The sequence below is a fragment of the Gordonia aurantiaca genome, assembly GCF_039939235.1.
In the GTDB taxonomy this organism is placed as follows: Bacteria; Actinomycetota; Actinomycetes; order Mycobacteriales; family Mycobacteriaceae; genus Gordonia.
In genome coordinates, this window is record NZ_JBDUUF010000004.1 from 139,329 (window position 1) to 155,660 (window position 16,332).

At 70.9% G+C, this 16,332-nt stretch carries 12 protein-coding genes; 5 read left to right on the forward strand and 7 right to left on the reverse strand.

Going from position 1 to position 16,332, the window contains the following annotated elements; translation table 11 throughout:
• Positions 1 to 4,653: an ATP-dependent helicase gene (locus ABFT43_RS10115; protein WP_347960221.1), complete on the forward strand. Its 4,653-nt coding sequence runs from the start codon at positions 1 to 3 to the stop codon at positions 4,651 to 4,653.
• Positions 4,646 to 5,437 carry a DNA-formamidopyrimidine glycosylase family protein gene (locus ABFT43_RS10120; protein WP_347960222.1) on the forward strand — a complete coding sequence of 264 codons (792 nt, stop codon included), beginning with the start codon at positions 4,646 to 4,648 and terminating at the stop codon, positions 5,435 to 5,437. Before ABFT43_RS10115 ends, ABFT43_RS10120 begins: the two co-directional genes overlap by 8 nt.
• Positions 5,438 to 5,445: 8 nt before the next feature.
• Here the strand turns inward: ABFT43_RS10120 and ABFT43_RS10125 are convergent, their stop codons facing one another.
• Positions 5,446 to 5,868, reverse strand: a complete 423-nt coding sequence (locus tag ABFT43_RS10125; RefSeq protein ID WP_347960223.1) for a pyridoxamine 5'-phosphate oxidase family protein — start codon at positions 5,866 to 5,868, stop codon at positions 5,446 to 5,448.
• Between the two features lie 90 nt (positions 5,869 to 5,958).
• A complete protein-coding gene (gene glpD, locus ABFT43_RS10130) occupies positions 5,959 to 7,701 on the reverse strand; it encodes a glycerol-3-phosphate dehydrogenase (protein ID WP_347960224.1) in 1,743 nt (580 codons plus the stop codon).
• A gap of 76 nt (positions 7,702 to 7,777) precedes the next feature.
• On the opposite strand from glpD, the gene glpK reads away from it, so the two are divergent.
• A complete protein-coding gene (glpK, locus tag ABFT43_RS10135) occupies positions 7,778 to 9,265 on the forward strand; it encodes a glycerol kinase GlpK (protein WP_347960446.1) in 1,488 nt (495 codons plus the stop codon).
• 46 nt (positions 9,266 to 9,311) lie between these two features.
• Here the strand turns inward: glpK and ABFT43_RS10140 are convergent, their stop codons facing one another.
• From ABFT43_RS10140 to ABFT43_RS10150, 3 genes are all read right to left on the reverse strand, one after another.
• A complete protein-coding gene (locus tag ABFT43_RS10140) occupies positions 9,312 to 9,752 on the reverse strand; it encodes a hypothetical protein (protein ID WP_347960225.1) in 441 nt (146 codons plus the stop codon).
• A gap of 34 nt (positions 9,753 to 9,786) precedes the next feature.
• The gene (locus ABFT43_RS10145) at positions 9,787 to 11,127 is read right to left on the reverse strand and encodes a hypothetical protein (RefSeq protein ID WP_347960226.1); all 1,341 of its coding nucleotides are present in this window, start codon (positions 11,125 to 11,127) and stop codon (positions 9,787 to 9,789) included.
• A gap of 151 nt (positions 11,128 to 11,278) precedes the next feature.
• Entirely contained in the window at positions 11,279 to 12,682 is a 1,404-nt protein-coding gene (locus ABFT43_RS10150; RefSeq protein ID WP_347960227.1) for an NAD(P)H-quinone dehydrogenase, read from the reverse strand.
• A 325-nt stretch (positions 12,683 to 13,007) separates the two neighbouring features.
• On the opposite strand from ABFT43_RS10150, the gene ABFT43_RS10155 reads away from it, so the two are divergent.
• On the forward strand, positions 13,008 to 13,490 hold the full coding sequence (locus ABFT43_RS10155) for a gamma-glutamylcyclotransferase (protein ID WP_347960228.1): 483 nt from the start codon (positions 13,008 to 13,010) through the stop codon (positions 13,488 to 13,490).
• Between the two features lie 14 nt (positions 13,491 to 13,504).
• Here the strand turns inward: ABFT43_RS10155 and ABFT43_RS10160 are convergent, their stop codons facing one another.
• Positions 13,505 to 14,704 (reverse strand): amidohydrolase, encoded by a 1,200-nt coding sequence (locus ABFT43_RS10160; RefSeq protein WP_347960447.1) that lies wholly within the window; start codon positions 14,702 to 14,704, stop codon positions 13,505 to 13,507.
• Positions 14,705 to 14,709: 5 nt separating this feature from the next.
• Positions 14,710 to 15,408, reverse strand: coding sequence for an enoyl-CoA hydratase/isomerase family protein (locus ABFT43_RS10165; protein WP_347960229.1), 699 nt, complete (start codon positions 15,406 to 15,408; stop codon positions 14,710 to 14,712).
• An 89-nt stretch (positions 15,409 to 15,497) separates the two neighbouring features.
• Between ABFT43_RS10165 and ABFT43_RS10170 the strand changes: the two genes are divergently transcribed.
• Positions 15,498 to 16,301 (forward strand): purine-nucleoside phosphorylase, encoded by an 804-nt coding sequence (locus ABFT43_RS10170; RefSeq protein ID WP_347960230.1) that lies wholly within the window; start codon positions 15,498 to 15,500, stop codon positions 16,299 to 16,301.
• The last annotated feature ends 31 nt before the right edge of the window (positions 16,302 to 16,332 follow it).

Consider the following 16,332-nt stretch of genomic DNA (forward strand, 5'->3'; position numbering starts at 1 on the left):
ATGCCCCGCCCATCGGTGCTCGACCGCTTCACCGCTCCCACGCGGCGATGGTTCACCAGTGCCTTCACCACGCCCACCGCCGCCCAGACGGGCGCTTGGACCTCCATCGCCGACGGGGCGAACACCCTGGTCATAGCTCCGACCGGCTCCGGCAAGACCCTCGCGGCGTTCCTGTGGGCGCTCGACCGGCTCGCCGCCGAGGCCGCCGAACGCGGCGCCGAGCCGAGACGCACCGGCACCCGCGTCGTCTACATCTCGCCGCTGAAGGCGCTCGCGGTCGACGTCGAGCGCAACCTGCGCGCGCCGCTGACCGGCATCACCCGCGCCGCCCAGGAACTGAACCTGCCGGAGCCGAACATCACCGTCGGCGTCCGGTCCGGCGACACCTCGGCGGCCGAGCGTCGCAGCCTGATCAAGGCCCCGCCCGACATCCTGATCACCACACCCGAGTCGCTGTACCTCATGCTGACGTCGGCGGCGCGCGACACCCTCGCCGACGTCGAGGCGGTCATCGTCGACGAGGTGCACGCGGTCGCGTCGACCAAGCGCGGCACACACCTCGCGCTGTCCCTGGAGCGTCTCGACGAACTACTCGAGAAACCCGCACAACGCATCGGGTTGTCGGCCACCGTCCGGCCCCCCGACGTCGTCGCCGGGTTCCTCTCCGGGGCGGCGCCGTGCACCGTCGTGAAACCGAGAGCGGCCAAGACCTTCGACCTGCGCGTCGATGTGCCGGTCGAGGACATGGCGAACATCCCGCCGCCTCCGGGACCCGAGGGCGCAGACGCCGAGCTCGACGACGCGTTCTCCCCGACCGCCGGATCGCTGTGGCCGTACGTGGAGGCGTCGATCGTCGACCAGATCGAGGCCAACCGGGCGACGATCGTGTTCGCCAACTCGCGACGCCTGGCCGAACGGTTGACCGCCCGGCTCAACGAGATCCACGCACAGCGACAGGGCGTGGAACTCGACGCCAAGGCGAATCCGACCGTGCCCGGCGGCGCCCCGGCCACCATCATGGGCAGCGGCGGGACCGCGGGTGCCGAGCCCCTGCTCGCGCGTGCGCATCACGGTTCGGTCAGCAAGGAGCAGCGCGCCCAGATCGAGGACGACCTGAAGACCGGACGCCTGAAGTGTGTGGTCGCGACCAGCTCGCTCGAACTCGGCATCGACATGGGCGCGGTGGACCTCGTCATCCAGGTGGAGGCGCCGCCGTCGGTGGCCAGCGGCCTGCAGCGCATCGGTCGCGCCGGACACCGGGTCGGCGAGGTCAGCCAGGGCGTGCTGTATCCCAAGCACCGCACCGACCTGCTGCACTGCACGGTGACCGTCGAGCGGATGCTCGACGGGAAGATCGAGGAGATCAGGGTCCCGAAGAATCCCCTGGACATCCTGGCGCAGCACACCATCGCTGCCGCCGCGGTCGACGACCTCGACGTCGACCACTGGTACGAGGTGGTGCGCCGGGCCGCGCCGTACCGGGAGCTCGGGCGTGGCGTCTACGAGGCGACCCTCGACCTCGTGTCCGGCCGGTTCCCGTCCGACGAGTTCGCCGAGCTGCGGCCGCGGGTGAACTGGGACCGCGACGCCGGGGTGCTCACCGGACGCCGCGGCGCCCAACGACTTGCGGTCACCTCCGGCGGGTCGATCCCCGACCGCGGCCTGTTCGGCGTGTTCATGGTCGGCGAAAAGGCCACGCGCGTGGGCGAACTCGACGAGGAGATGGTCTACGAGTCCCGCGTCGGCGACGTCTTCGCGCTCGGCGCGACGAGCTGGCGCATCGAGGACATCACCCACGACCGGGTCCTGGTCTCCCCGGCGTTCGGACAACCGGGCCGACTGCCGTTCTGGATCGGCGACGCGGTGGGCCGGCCCGCCGAGCTCGGCGCCGCCATCGGCGCGTTCACCGGGACCATCGCCGACGCCGAGAAGCTCGACGCCCACGTGGAACGCCTCGGGCTCACCGAGAACGCCCGCACCAATCTCGCGAACCTGATCGCCGAGCAGCGCGAGGCCACCGGACACCTGCCCACCGACAAGACGCTGGTCGTCGAACGGTTCCGCGACGAGCTCGGCGACTGGCGGGTCATCCTGCACTCCCCCTACGGCCTGCGGGTCCACGCGCCGTGGGCGAGCGCGATCTCACAGCGGCTCGTCGCGACGCTCGGACTCGAGAACGCCACCACCGCAACCGATGACGGGATCATCCTGCGTCTTCCCGACACCGACGACGACCCGCCCGGCGCGGGCATGTTCCTGCTCGACCCCGAGGAGCTGGAACAGCTGGTGACCGACGGGCTGGCCGACTCGTCGTTGTTCGCCTCCCGGTTCCGCGAATGCGCCGCCCGCGCACTGCTCCTGCCGCGCCGCGATCCCGGCCGCCGGGCGCCCCTGTGGCAGCAACGGCTGCGCAGCGCGAACCTCCTTGCGGTCGCGTCGAAATTCCCGGACTTCCCGATCGTGCTGGAGGCGGTGCGGGAATGTCTGCAGGACGTCTACGATCTCCCGGCCCTGCTCGATCTGCTCACCCGCATCCGCGCCCGGCGCATCCGGATCGTCGAGACCGAGACACCCAGCCCTTCGCCGTTCGCGGCGTCGATGCTGTTCAACTACGCGGGCGCCTTCATGTACGCCGACGACGCCCCACTCGCCGAGCGCCGCGCGGCCGCGCTGTCGCTGGACACGAGCCTGCTCGCCCAGCTGCTCGGCCGGGTCGACCTGCGCGAACTGCTCGACCCCGGCGTCATCGCCGAGGTCATCGCCCGGCTGCAGCGCCTGGCGCCCGAGCGGCAGGCCCGCGACGCCGAGGACGTCGTCGACCTGCTGCGCTGGTTGGGCCCGCTGACCACCGAGGAGGTGCAGGCCCGCTACCGCGGCGAGGAATCGGTCGCCGGCGTGCTCGCCGACCTCCACCGGGGTGGTCAGATCATCTCGATCAACCACAACGGCCGGCCACTGTGGGCCTCGATCGACGACACCGCCCGACTCCGCGACGCACTCGGTGTGCCGGCGCCGATGGGGGTCCCCGCCGCCTACCTCGAACCCGTGCCCGATCCCGTCGGCGACCTCGTGGGCCGTTATGCCCGCACCCACGGACCGTTCACCATCCCCGAGGCCGCGCAGGCGCTGGGGCTGGCGACGGCCGTCGTCCGGGACACCCTCACCCGCCTTGCCTCCGAGCGGCGCGTGGTCGAGGGAGACTTCCTGCCCGACTCCGGAACCGGCGACGCGACAACGGATTCCGGAACTCCGTCGACCACACAGTGGTGTCACACCGACGTGCTGGGTCAGATCCGGCGCGGATCGCTCGCCGCCAGCCGGGCCGAGGTGGCGCCGGTCGGCCCCGAGGTCCTCACGCGGTTCCTGCTCGACTGGCAGCACGCCTCCCCGGACACCGTGCTGCGCGGCGTGGACGGGGTCGCGACGGTGATCGACCAGCTCGCCGGCCATCCGCTGCCCGCGTCGGCGTGGGAGTCGCTGATCCTGCCCGCGCGGGTCTCCGACTATGCGCCGTCGATGCTCGACGAACTGTTGAGCACCGGCGAGGTGGTGTGGTCCGGCCACGGCCGCATCGGCAACGCCGACGGGTGGATCGCCCTGCATCCCGCCGACGTCGCGGCGTTCACCCTGCCCGATCCCGATCCCATCGACACCACCGCGATCCACGACGCCATCACCGCGGCGCTCGAGCCCGGTGGCGCGCTGCGGTTCCCGCAGATCACCGCCGGCATCTCCACCGGCACCACCGCACCGTCGGCCGAGGTGGAGGATGCCCTGTGGGATCTGGTGTGGGCCGGTCAGGTCAGCAACGACACCTTCGCGCCGGTCCGCGCGCTGCTCCACCCCCGGCGCAGCCCGTCGTCGCCGCGGTCGGCGCCCGCGCACCGCGCCCGAGGGCACGCGCCACGATTGCGCGCCGGGCGACTGTCCGCGCGCTACCTCGCCGGGCACACCGAGACCCCGTCTGTGTCCCCCACCGCGGCCGGACGCTGGTTCGCCCTCGACCGGCCCGAGATCGACCCGACGGTCGCGACGCAGGCGCTGTGCGACCAATTGCTCGCCCGTTACGGCGTGATCACCCGCGGCAGTGTCACCACCGAGGAGGTCACCGGCGGGTTCGCTCGGGTCTACAAGGCGCTCAACGTCTTCGAGGACAGCGGACAGGTCCGGCGCGGCTACTACGTCGAGGGACTCGGCGGCGCGCAGTTCGCCTCCCCCGCGACCGTCGACGAATTGCGACGCCATGCGCTCCCCGACCGCAAGCCGCCGCGGGAGGCGGTGGTGCTCGCGGCCACCGACCCGGCCAATCCGTTCGGCGCCGCATTGGAGTGGCCGCGGTCCCGCGACGCCGAGGCGGGGCATCGCCCCGGCCGCAAACCCGGTGCGCTGGTGGTGATGGTCGACGGAGAACTCGTGTGCTTCGTCGAGCGCGGCGGCAAGACACTGCTGACGTTCACCGACTCGATCCCGGCTCTGGAGTCGGCGGCCGGCGCCCTGGTCGCCCTCGTGAAGGCGGGCCGGGTCTCGCGGTTGACCATCGACCAGATCGATTCGGAGCCGGTGCGTGCCACCGACTTCGGCAAGGTCCTCGTCGAGGCGGGGTTCGCGACCACCCCACGCGGCATCCGGCTGAGGTACGGCACCCATGCCTGAGGGCGACACCGTCTACGCCGCGGCGGACCGATTGCGGAGAGCGCTCGACGGCCGGAGGCTGGCGTTCACCCAGTTCCGCATCCCGTCGCTGGCGACCGCGGATCTCACCGGCCGCACCGTCGAGTCGGTGCGGTCGAAGGGCAAGCATCTGCTCATCGACGTCGCGGAGAGCGCACCGGGCGCCGGCGACAGGTTGAGCATCCACACGCACCTGAAGATGGAGGGCGTGTGGCATGTCCATCCGATCGGACGTCGCTGGCGTCGTCCCGCCTTCCAGGCGCGCGTGGTGCTGCGCACCGAGACCCACGAGGCGGTCGGCTTCGACCTCGGCACCCTCGAACTGCTCGCCGATCCCGACGCCGCACTGTCGTATCTGGGGCCGGACCTGCTCGCCGAGGACTTCGATCGCGAGGAGGCGATACGACGACTCGCCGCCGACCCCGACCAGCCGATCGGTGCAGCACTGCTCGACCAGCGACTCATGGCCGGGGTGGGCAACGTGTTCCGCAGCGAGATCTGCTACCTGCGCAAGGTGCTGCCCACCCGGCCGGCGGGCGCGGTCGACCTGGGCCCGATGGTCGACCTGAGCCGACGGCTCCTGTGGGCCAACCGATTACGCGCAGCCCGGACGACCACCGGCAACACCTCTCCCAACGGACGCATGTGGGTGTACGGCCGCCAGGGACAACTGTGCCGCCGGTGCGCGACCGTCATCAGACGCGGAGAACTGGTATCGACCGGCGGCGAGCGGTCGATCTACTGGTGCCCGAGGTGCCAGACCTGAGCACGGCCCTACACCGGATAGCGCTCCGGCTCCGGACCGAATTCGAAACGGCGAGCGGTGATCTCGTCGACGGCGATCTCGACGTAGTTGTACTTGAGCGTCGGAATCCAGGGGTGCAGCGGGAGCTTGTCGGCCTCCTCGATCTCGCGCACGCCGGTCAGGATCCGCGCCTGTCCCTTGACGATCACGCTCCAGCCGCCGTCGTCGGTGTAGGAGTCGGTCTCGAAGGCGACCCGGTCGTTGACCGCGAGCTCCGAGAGCTTGGTGCCCTCGCCGGTGCGGAGGATGATCTTGCCGTCCGCGGCGTGATAATTCACCGGGTAGACATCCGGCACACCGCCGACACACGTTGCCAGGCGGCCCACTTCGCCCGAGCCGAGAAGTTCCCAGGCCTCTTCGGGGCCGAGCACCTGAACCGGAGTCTCTGTCATGATCCGTCCCTTCTCTGGTCCCCCTGATCCCGATACTGCCCCGCTGTCGGGTGAGGGTAACAGGGACCTAGGTCCCGCTCGCGGCGGGATTCAGTCGGGGACGGGAACCGGCTCTAGGTTCTCCTTGCGCGCCTCCGGAGCGGCGGCCCGCAGTGCGTCGGCGGAGTCGTCGTCGGGTTGCTGCTGCGACGCGATCTCCGCCTCGACCCGCGCCTTGTAGTTGGCGATCTCGAAGTCGCGCTGCTCGGGTGACCAGGACAGGATCGGCGCGAGCAGGTCGGCGACCTCCTCGGCGCAGTCGACGCCGCGGTGCGAGTACTCGATGGCGATCCGGGTGCGGCGGGCCAGCACGTCCTCGAGATGCAGCGCCGCCTCGTCGATGGCCGCGTACACGATCTCGACGCGCAGGTACTGGGGTGCGGCCGCCAGCGGGGCGAGCAACGACCGGTCCTCCTGCGCGTAGTAGAGGACATCGTCGATGAGCGAGCCGTATCGGTTGAGCAGACGCCGGATCCGGTACGGGTGCAGGCCATATCGCTGTCCCAGATGCTCGCACTGGTTGATCAGCGCGAAGTAGCCGTCGGCGCCGAGCAGCGGGACGCGTTCGGTGATCGACGGCGCCACACGGGTCGGGATGAAGTCGTTGCAGGCGTCCACCGCATCCGCGGCCATCACCCGGTAGGTGGTGTACTTGCCGCCCGCGATGGAGACCAGGCCCGGGGCGACGGTCGCGACCGCGTGCTCGCGCGAGAGCTTGGACGTCTCGTCGTCCTCGCCGGCCAGCAGCGGACGCAGTCCCGCGTACACTCCCTCGATGTCGTCGTGCGTCAGCGGCGTCACCAGCACTTCGTTGACCCGCTCCAGGATGTAGTCGATGTCGGCGCGGGTCGCCGCCGGGTGGGCGAGGTCGAGGTTCCAGTCGGTGTCGGTGGTGCCGATGATCCAGTGCGTCTCCCACGGGATCACGAAGAGCACCGACTTGTCGGTGCGCAGGATGATCGCCGTCTCGCTCACGATGCGGTCGCGCGGGACCACGATGTGGACGCCCTTGGAAGCGCGGACCCGGAAGTGGCCGCGCTGCTTCGACAGCGCCTGGACCTCGTCTGTCCACACCCCGGCCGCGTTGATGACGCAATGCCCGCGAACCTCGGCGATCTCGCCGTTCTCGGTGTCGCGCACTCGCACCCCGAGGACGCGGTCGGCCTCGCGGAGGAAGCCGACCACCTGTGTGGATGTCCGGATCACCGCGCCGTACTGCGCCGCGGTCCGCGCCACGGTGAGGCTGTGCCGCGCGTCGTCGACGACGGTGTCGTAGTAGCGGATTCCACCGATGAGCGAATCCCGTTTGAGCGCCGGAGCGACCCGCAGCGCACCCGACCGGGTGACGTGCCGCTGGCCGGGAACCGATTTGGCACCACCCATGCGGTCGTAGAGGAACAGGCCGGCGGCGACATACGGCCGCTCCCAGACCCGTTGCGTCAGCGGATAGAGGAAGGGCAGCGGTTTGACCAGGTGCGGCGCCAGGAATCGCAGGGAGAGCTCGCGTTCCCGCAGGGCCTCACGGACGAGCCCGAACTCGAGCTGCTCGAGGTAGCGGAGTCCGCCGTGGAACATCTTCGACGACCGGCTCGAGGTACCCGACGCGATGTCGCGGGCCTCCACCAGCGCCACCCGCAGGCCACGGGTCGCCGCGTCGAGTGCGCATCCGACACCGACCACCCCGCCGCCGATCACCACGATGTCGAACTGTTCCTCACCGAGTCGGCGCCACGCCTCGGCGCGGTAGAGCGGACCCATGTCCGCAGGCCGGTCCGGGTTGAACTCGGTGTTCATACTCGCCGAGCCTAATTGATCTGCGCCCACCTCACAGCGTGCGACACTGACGGGCGTGGGTAGTTCAGGCAAATATGTGGCGGCCATCGACCAGGGCACCACCTCCACCCGGGCGATGATCTTCGACCACGCCGGACGCGTGGTCGGCGTCGAGCAGATCGAACACGAGCAGATCTTCCCCCGCGCCGGGTGGGTCGAGCACGATGCCGCCGAGATCTGGCGCAACACGCGCCGCGTCGGCGCCGCGGCCCTGGCATCGGCCGAGCTGACCGCCAAGGACATCGTCGCCTGCGGCATCACCAATCAGCGCGAGACGACGGTGATCTGGGACCGCGAGACCGGCGCGCCCGTCTACAACGCGATCGTCTGGCAGGACACCCGCACCAACGACCTGTGCAACGATCTCGCCGGGGACGCAGGCGTCGACCGCTACCGCTCACGCACCGGGCTGCCGCTGTCCACCTACTTCGCCGGGCCGAAGATCCGCTGGCTGCTCGATCACGTCGACGGACTGCGCGAAAAGGCCGAGGCGGGCCGGTTGTGTTTCGGCACAATGGATTCCTGGCTCGCCTGGAACATGACCGGCGGGGTCGACGGCGGTGTCCACGTCACCGACGTCACCAACGCCTCGCGCACCATGCTCATGAATCTGCGCACCTTGGACTGGGACGAAGAGATCTGCGCGGAGATGGGCATCCCGATGTCGATGCTGCCCGAGATCCGCAGCTCCTCCGGCCCTTTCGGTTCGCTGCGCGGTCAGGGCCCGCTGCCCGGCGTCCCGCTCACCGGCATCCTCGGCGACCAGCAGGCCGCGACCTTCGGTCAGGCGTGCCTGTCGCCGGGTGAGGCGAAGAACACCTACGGCACCGGAAACTTCCTGCTGCTCAACACCGGGACCGAACCGGTGTTCAGCGATCACGGCCTGCTCACGACGGTCTGCTACCGCATCGGCGATCAGCCCGCCCGTTACGCGCTCGAGGGATCGATCGCGGTCACCGGCTCGCTCATCCAGTGGCTGCGCGACAACCTCGGGATCATCCACACCGCCGCCGAGGTGGAGCGCCTCGCCGCCGAGGTCGACGACAACGGCGGCGCCTACTTCGTGCCCGCGTTCTCCGGACTGTTCGCGCCGCGCTGGCGGTCGGACGCCCGCGGGGTGATCGTCGGCCTGACCCGATTCGTCAACAAGGGGCATCTCGCGCGAGCGGCGCTGGAGGCCAGCGCATTCCAGACCCGGGAGGTCATCGAGGCGATGCAGGCCGACTCCGGCATGGCACTGTCGACGCTCAAGGTCGACGGCGGGATGGTCGTCAACGAGATGCTCATGCAGTTCCAGGCCGACATCCTGGACGTCCCGGTGGTCCGTCCGGTGGTCAACGAGACCACCGCGCTGGGCGCGGCCTACGCCGCCGGGCTGGCCGTCGGGTATTGGGAGAGCGAGGACGAGATCCGCGCGAACTGGGCCGAGGACAAGCGCTGGAATCCCGCGATGGACGCCGGTGAGCGCGAACGGCTCTACGCGGAGTGGAACCGGGCGGTCGAGCACAGCTTCGGACTCGCCTGACGATCCCCATCCGCACGGCGGGCATCCGTCCTGCGCCGCAACGGATTCAGACCACGAAGTCGGCGAGGACGCCCACGACACCCGCGGTCCCGCCGAGGGCCGCGGACGCTTCGTAGGCGGCCTCGGAGAGCGCGGCCCGCGGCGGTTGGCCGGCCGTGGTGACGGAGATGGCGGCCAGGATGCAGTCGATCGCCCGGGCGCGCCGGAAGCTGTCCCGCTGCCGCTCGACGTCGCCGCGCCACTGATGCGCGAACCCATCGAAATCGTGTTGTGCCGCAACGGCTCTCAATGCCGCGACGCCGGCCACGTCGGCACTCCCCTGCTGCCGCCATTGCCGGATCACATCACGCACCTCTCCGGTCGCCGCGCCGGTCACGTCCATGACCGTGGCCACCAGCAGGTGCAGACATCGCATGACGTCGTCGTCGGACACCTCGGCGACCAGGCGGGCGACCCCGCCCGGCAGCCGGTCCACGCGGTTCAGCATCGAGACCTCCCGCATTCGGCCGCGGTGAGCGCGGTCATGTGTTACCCCGCCGTTCGTTCGCGACGCCCTCGCCGCCGGGCTCCGTCCGGGACTCGACCCGCTCGGCGGAACGCCCCGTGGTCCCGGACGGAACATGTTGTTCCGGAGCGGGTTCCGATGTCGCCGGGGCCGGATGCTGACTCGGTGGCACCGCAGGCGCATGCGGGGTCCAGTCGCCGACGACGGGCGGCCCCACCAGCGGCAGCGCGCCGACGATCTCGGCGCCGTGCTCGCGGTTGTGCAGGTACGGCGCGGTCTTGTGGCGTTCGTCGTCGTTGCCGCTGCGACGACCGATCGGGGTCGCCCCGAGCGGGCCTGCCGACGGCGCGATCGCCCGTGGCCCCGGCACGCTCGGCGTCGCCGACGCCGAGGCGGCACCCGGCGACGACCATGGCGGCGCCATCGGCATCGGGGTGACGAACTCGGGCGTCCCACCGGCTCCGGCCCCGGCGTGACCTGCGCCGTGGGTGCCGTGCCCATCTGTGCCACGCGGGTCACCGGAGACGGCCCGCTCCCCGGCTCGCTCCGGCAGGCCGCGCGCTCCCCGACGCAGACCGTCGGGGTCGTCGCCGAGTCCACGACCGCCGGAGGTCGACGATCCCGCCGGGGTCGAGGAGACGATGCCCGACGGGGCGGGCCCGGCGCCGCCCGGCGCGGTTGCGACCGGTGGCGCGGTGGCCGGTACCGACGGGGCGGTGCGTCGCCCGAAGTCGCCGGCGTCGACGGCGTTGGCGGCCTGCCCGCGCGTGGAGTCGCCCGACGACCCCCCTGACGACGCACCCGTCATGCCGCCCACGCCCTGGACGACCGCGGCCGGAAACGTCGACTCCACGGGAAGTCTGCGCTGCACGCCCTGCATCGGCGTCGAGTAGGTGGACCCCATGAGCTCATCGGCCTCGTAGCGGACCTGTGGCGCGCCCTCCGGCTTCTCCCGGAGCCGTCGGCGAAGATCCTGCAGCCGACCCTCCTGCCCGCGCGCCGACCCGACGATCCCGGCGGCCTGGCCCAGCATGTCGCCGACTACGCTCGCGGTCGCCAGCGTCGACTGCATCGCGGCGGCCAGGTCTCGTCCGGCCTGCACCGCGGCGTCGGCGGAGAGACCACGCAAGCCGTCGTCGGGGAAGAGCCCGTCCAGCCGGGCGGCGGCGCGCCGGACCGCATCGATCGCCTGAAGGATCGTGTTGACGTCGCCCTGCGCGCTGCCGGGGTCCATGGTGTGCAGGATGTCGATGATCTCGTCGATACCCAGCGTCAGCCAGTCCGTGCGGGCGCCGCCGGAGAGGGACGCCGGACCGAACAGGCCCTCCTCCGTGCCGCCGGCCGCATCGTTCGTCACGACGCCTCCCCCGAAGTCGCGGTGCGGATGCCCGGCACGACCCCGTCACCGGACAGAATGCTCATGACCCTACCGCGGTCCGCGGCCGCATCCGAAGCCCGTGCCGGGGCTGTGCACGGCGGCAGCCGGCAGGGAGATCCGGCCGGGAGATTCAGTCCAGGTCGTCGTGCCGGACGAGCTGGCGGGCCGCCTCGGTGATCGACCCGGACAGCGACGGATACACCGAGAACGTCTGCGCGAGGTCGCTGACGGTGAGCTTGTTCTGCACCGCCAGCGCGATCGGCAGGATCAGCTCGGAGGCGTTGGGCGCCACCGCCACACCGCCGATGACCACGCCGGTCGCCGGGCGGCAGAAGATCTTGACGAAACCGCGGCGCAGGCCGCTCATCTTGGCGCGCGGGTTGGTCGCCAGCGGCAGCATCACGGTCCGGGCCGGGTACTCGCCGGCGTCGATCGCGTTCTGCGAGACACCGACGCTCGCAATCTCCGGACGCGTGAAGATCGCCGACGCAACGGTTTTCAGTTTGATCGGGCTGACACCCTCGCCGAGCGCGTGGTACACGGCGATGCGGCCCTGCATGGCCGCGACCGACGCGAGCGGCAGGAGGCCGGTGCAGTCGCCCGCCGCGTAGATGCCGGGGACGGACGTGCGCGAGACACGGTCGACGCGGATGTAGCCGCCCCTGTCGACCTCGACGCCCGCCCGCTCGAGCTCCAGGTCGGCGGTGTTGGGAACCGAGCCGACGGTCATGAGCACGTGGCTGCCGGTGACCGAGCGGCCGTCGGCGAGGTGCACGGTGACCGCGTCGCCCTCGCGCACGACCTTGTCGGCCCGGGCGTGCTTGACCAGTTCCACACCGCGCTCGGCGAGCGCGTCCTCCAGGACCAGGGCGGCGTCCTCGTCCTCATGCGGCAGCATGCGGTCGCGGCTGGACACGAGGGTCACCTTCACGCCGAGTTCGGTGTAGGCGTGCACGAATTCGGCACCGGTGACACCGGAGCCGACGACGACGAGGTGCTCGGGCAGTTCTTCGAGGTCGTAGAGCTGACGCCAGGTGAGGATCCGCTCGCCGTCGGGCCGGGCGTCGGGCAGGATGCGTGGCGACGCGCCGGTGGCGATCAGCACCACGTCGCCCTCGAAGCGCTGGGTGCTTCCGTCCTCCAGGGTGGCGATGACGCCGTGGGTCGCGACACCGAGCTGGGTCTCGGCGAGGACGGCGGTACCGTTCACCAGCGTCACGCCCTCGCTGACGAGGCGCGAACGGATGTCTGCGGACTGGGCGAACGCGAGGTCGCGCACGCGCTGGTGGATCTGCGGGAGACTGACCAGGGCGTCACCGGTCTTGATGTTGATGCCGAGGTCGACGGCCTTGCGAACCTCGGTGCGGATGCCCGTGGAGGCGATGAAGGTCTTCGACGGGACGCAGTCCCAGAGCACGCAGGCGCCGCCGATGCCGTCCGAATCGATCACCGTGATGTCGGCGCCGTATGCGGCTGCCGCCAGTGCCGCCTCGTATCCCGCCGGTCCGCCGCCGATGATGACGATCCTGGTCACTGTGCACTCCTGTCCTGCACGGGTCTCGCCGCGACGTCCTCGTGAGAAGTCGTGCGCCCGGCGTGCGTGTTGGTCGGTGGGCGAACTGGGCTGTCGGACCGGGTGGTTGACGGCACCCTCGTGCCGGACCACCGGTCCGGGGTCGAGCCGCGCGGGGTGGTGCGTGCTCTCCTGGGCGACCGTCGCATGGGGTCGCACCTCCTACCAAGCTAGTCCTGTCGGGTTGCGGGACTCCATGCGGATGGTCCCACATGCGGCGTACGCCACTGTCGACGGCGCGCGGGTCATCTTCCCGACGAGGGCGTCGACACACTAGGCTCCACCCGTGCCGATTTATGCAGCCTACGGCTCCAACATGGACCCCGAGCAGATGGCGCAGCGCGCGCCCCACTCACCGATGGCGGGTACGGGATGGCTCAACGGATGGCGGCTGACCTTCGGTGGCGAGGACATCGGCTGGGAGGGTTCCCTGGCCACGGTCACCGAGGACCGCGAGGACCCGAACGCCCGTGTCTTCGTCGTGCTGTACGACGTCCCGCCGGAGGACGAGCAGCTCCTCGACCGGTGGGAGGGCTCCGAACTCGGCTTCCACCGGAAGATCCGGGCACGCGTCGACACCGCCGACGGACCCGTGCTGGCGTGGCTGTATGTGCTCGACGCCTACGAGGGCGGACTCCCCTCGGCCCGCTATCTGGGTGTCATGGCCGACGCCGCGGAGGTCGCCGGCGCGCCTGCCGAATACGTGCAGGATCTGCGGCTGCGTGAGGCGCGCAACGTGGGGCCCGGCCCCGGCCCGATCGAGCCCTGAGCGCGGTCGTCCCGCTAGATGGTCTCGGCGGTGTTGCGCGCGTTGAGCACCACACCCGCGAGGGTGCGCACGCCGATGGCCAGTGCGCGTTCGTCGAGGTCGAAGTTGGGTGCGTGCAGATCGACCTGCGGCCCCTTGCCGTCCCACACCCCGAGCCGCGCCATCGCGCCGGGCACCTGTTCGAGGTACCAGGAGAAGTCCTCGCCGCCGGGCGACTGAGGCGTGTCGGCGACCGCGTCGGGACCGATCGCGGCGACCGACCGTTCGAGCATCCGGAACGCCACCTCGTCGTTGACCACCGGCGGCACCCCGCGGATATAGGACAGGTCGTAGCGGACCCCGAGGGGTGCGACGAGTTCGCCGACGATGCTGCGGACGAGGGGTTCCAGCGTCGCCCAGGTGCCGTGGTCGCCGGTGCGCACGGTCCCGCGCAGACGCCCCTCCTGTGGGATCGCGTTGGGGGCGCTGCCGGCGTTGGCCGCGCCCCACACCATGACCGTCCCCGATCTCGGGTCGACACGGCGTGACAGCACGCCGGGGAGACCGGTGATCACGGTGCCCATCGCGTAGACGAGGTCGCCGGTGAGGTGCGGCCGGGACGTGTGGCCGCCCGCCGAGTGGAGCTGGAGGTCGATGTGGTCGGCCGCAGAGGTGAGCGGGCCCTGTCGCAGGCCGACGGTGCCGACCGGCAGCCGGGGGTCGCAGTGGAGTGCGAAGATCCGTCCGAGACCGCGCGTGACCCCGGCGTCGATGGCGTCGAGCGCGCCACCCGGCATGACCTCCTCGGCGGCCTGGAAGATGAGCCGCACGCCGACCGGGAGCGGTTCGGCCTCGGCGAGAAGCTTGGCGACGCCGATCAGGATCGCGGTGTGCGCGTCATGGCCGCAGGAGTGCGACACGCCCTCGACCTTCGAGGTGAACGCGAGACCGGTGTGTTCGGTGACCGGCAGCGCGTCCATGTCGGCGCGCAGACCGATGCGCGGTTCCCCCTCCGGACCGAGGTCGCAGACGACGCCGGTGCCCAGCGGCAGGCGACGTGGCCGCAGACCGGCGGCGGTCAGCTCGCGCATCACCAATTCGGTGGTGCGGATCTCCTGACGTGACAGCTCGGGATGCGCGTGGATGTCCCGGCGCCAGCCGACCAGCTCGTCCCAGTGGGCGGCGAGCCACTCGTCGATCGGACCACCGCCCTCGACGGCGATCACCGACTCCATGCCGGTCATGCCAGCACCCCGGCCGGTGTCGGGAGCGCGAGGTCGGCGAGCAACGGCCCGCGCAGCCCGCGCTTGATGACGGCCAGGTTGGGGCCGACCGTGCCGGCGCGCGCCGCGGCCAGTTCGGCGGCGCGGGCGGCGAGCCGCTCGACCGGCACCGCCTCGTCGACGATGCCGGCCGCCACCGCGTCGTCGGCGCCGTAGCGGCGGCTGCTGTACATCGCCTCGGTGGCGGTGCGATCTGTCAGGCGGGTTCGCAGCAGGGTCGCCATCCCGCGGGTGAACGGCATGTTCAGCGCCGCCTCGGGCAGAGACCAGAACCCGCGCTCGGTGCGCATGATCACCTGGTCGGCGCAGAGTGCGAGCATCGCCCCGGCGCCGAAGGCGTGACCGTTGATCGCGGCGACCGTCGGAACCGGCAGCGTGAGGATCGTCGAGTACAGTGCGTGCACACGGTCGAGGTAGGCGGGGAGCTGATCCGGCGCGGCGAAGATGTGGTCGGTGTCCAGACCGTTGGTGAAGTACTTCCCGGTCGCGGTCAGCACGAGCGGCTTCGGGTTCGCACTCACCTCAGCGAGCAGCCGTTCCACCTCGTCGAGCCACTCCAGGCGGAATCGGTTCTCCGGATTCGACTCGTCGAGTTCGACTCCCGGCGCGCCGAGATGGAGTTCGACGACGTCGGCGGCCTCGTTGAGATATGGCATGACCTGACCTTATCGCTCCGCGTGACCTGCAATCGGCACGACCGCCGCCATACCGCACCGCGGCACGGTCGATTGTTTAGGGTTGGCGCATGGATCCGACCGTTGACGCCGACGCCGCGGCCATCACCGCTGCCGCCACCATCGCCGCCGAGACCGACGCCGCCGCACACGATGTCGCCGTCATCCTCGGGTCGGGCTGGGCCCCCGCGGCCGACGCCTTCGGCACCCCGATCCGGTCGCTGCCGATGTCGTCGATCCCCGGCTTCACCCCACCCAGGGCCGCCGGCCACGGCGGGGTGATCCACTCGGTCCACATCGGCGACCGCCGGGTTCTGCTGATGCTGGGCCGGATTCACGCCTACGAAGGTCACGACCTCGCCCGTGTGGTGCATCCGGTGCGGACCGCGGCGGCGGCCGGCGCGCACACCGTGATCCTCACGAACGCGGCCGGCGGCCTGCGCGAGGACATGTCGGTGGGTCAGCCGGTGCTCATCTCCGATCACCTCAACCTGACGGCGCGCTCCCCGCTCGTCGGCGCGCAGTTCGTGGATCTCGTCGACGCCTACTCGCCGCGCCTGCGCGAGATCGCGCGCAGGGTCGATCCGTCCTTCGCCGAGGGCGTCTACGCGGGCCTGCCCGGCCCGCATTACGAGACCCCGGCCGAGGTCCGCATGCTGCGCACCCTCGGCGCCGATCTCGTCGGCATGTCGACCGTGCACGAGACGATCGCGGCCCGCGCGGCCGGCCTCGAGGTCCTCGGCGTCTCCCTGGTCACCAACCTCGCCGCCGGCATGACCGGCGAGCACCTGAGCCACACCGAGGTGCTCGAGGTGGGCCGTGCGTCTGCGACACGAATGGGTGAATTGCTGGCCCAGATCATCGCCGAACTGTAGAACCGTCTCCAGCAGCCGGAGCGCCACTTCC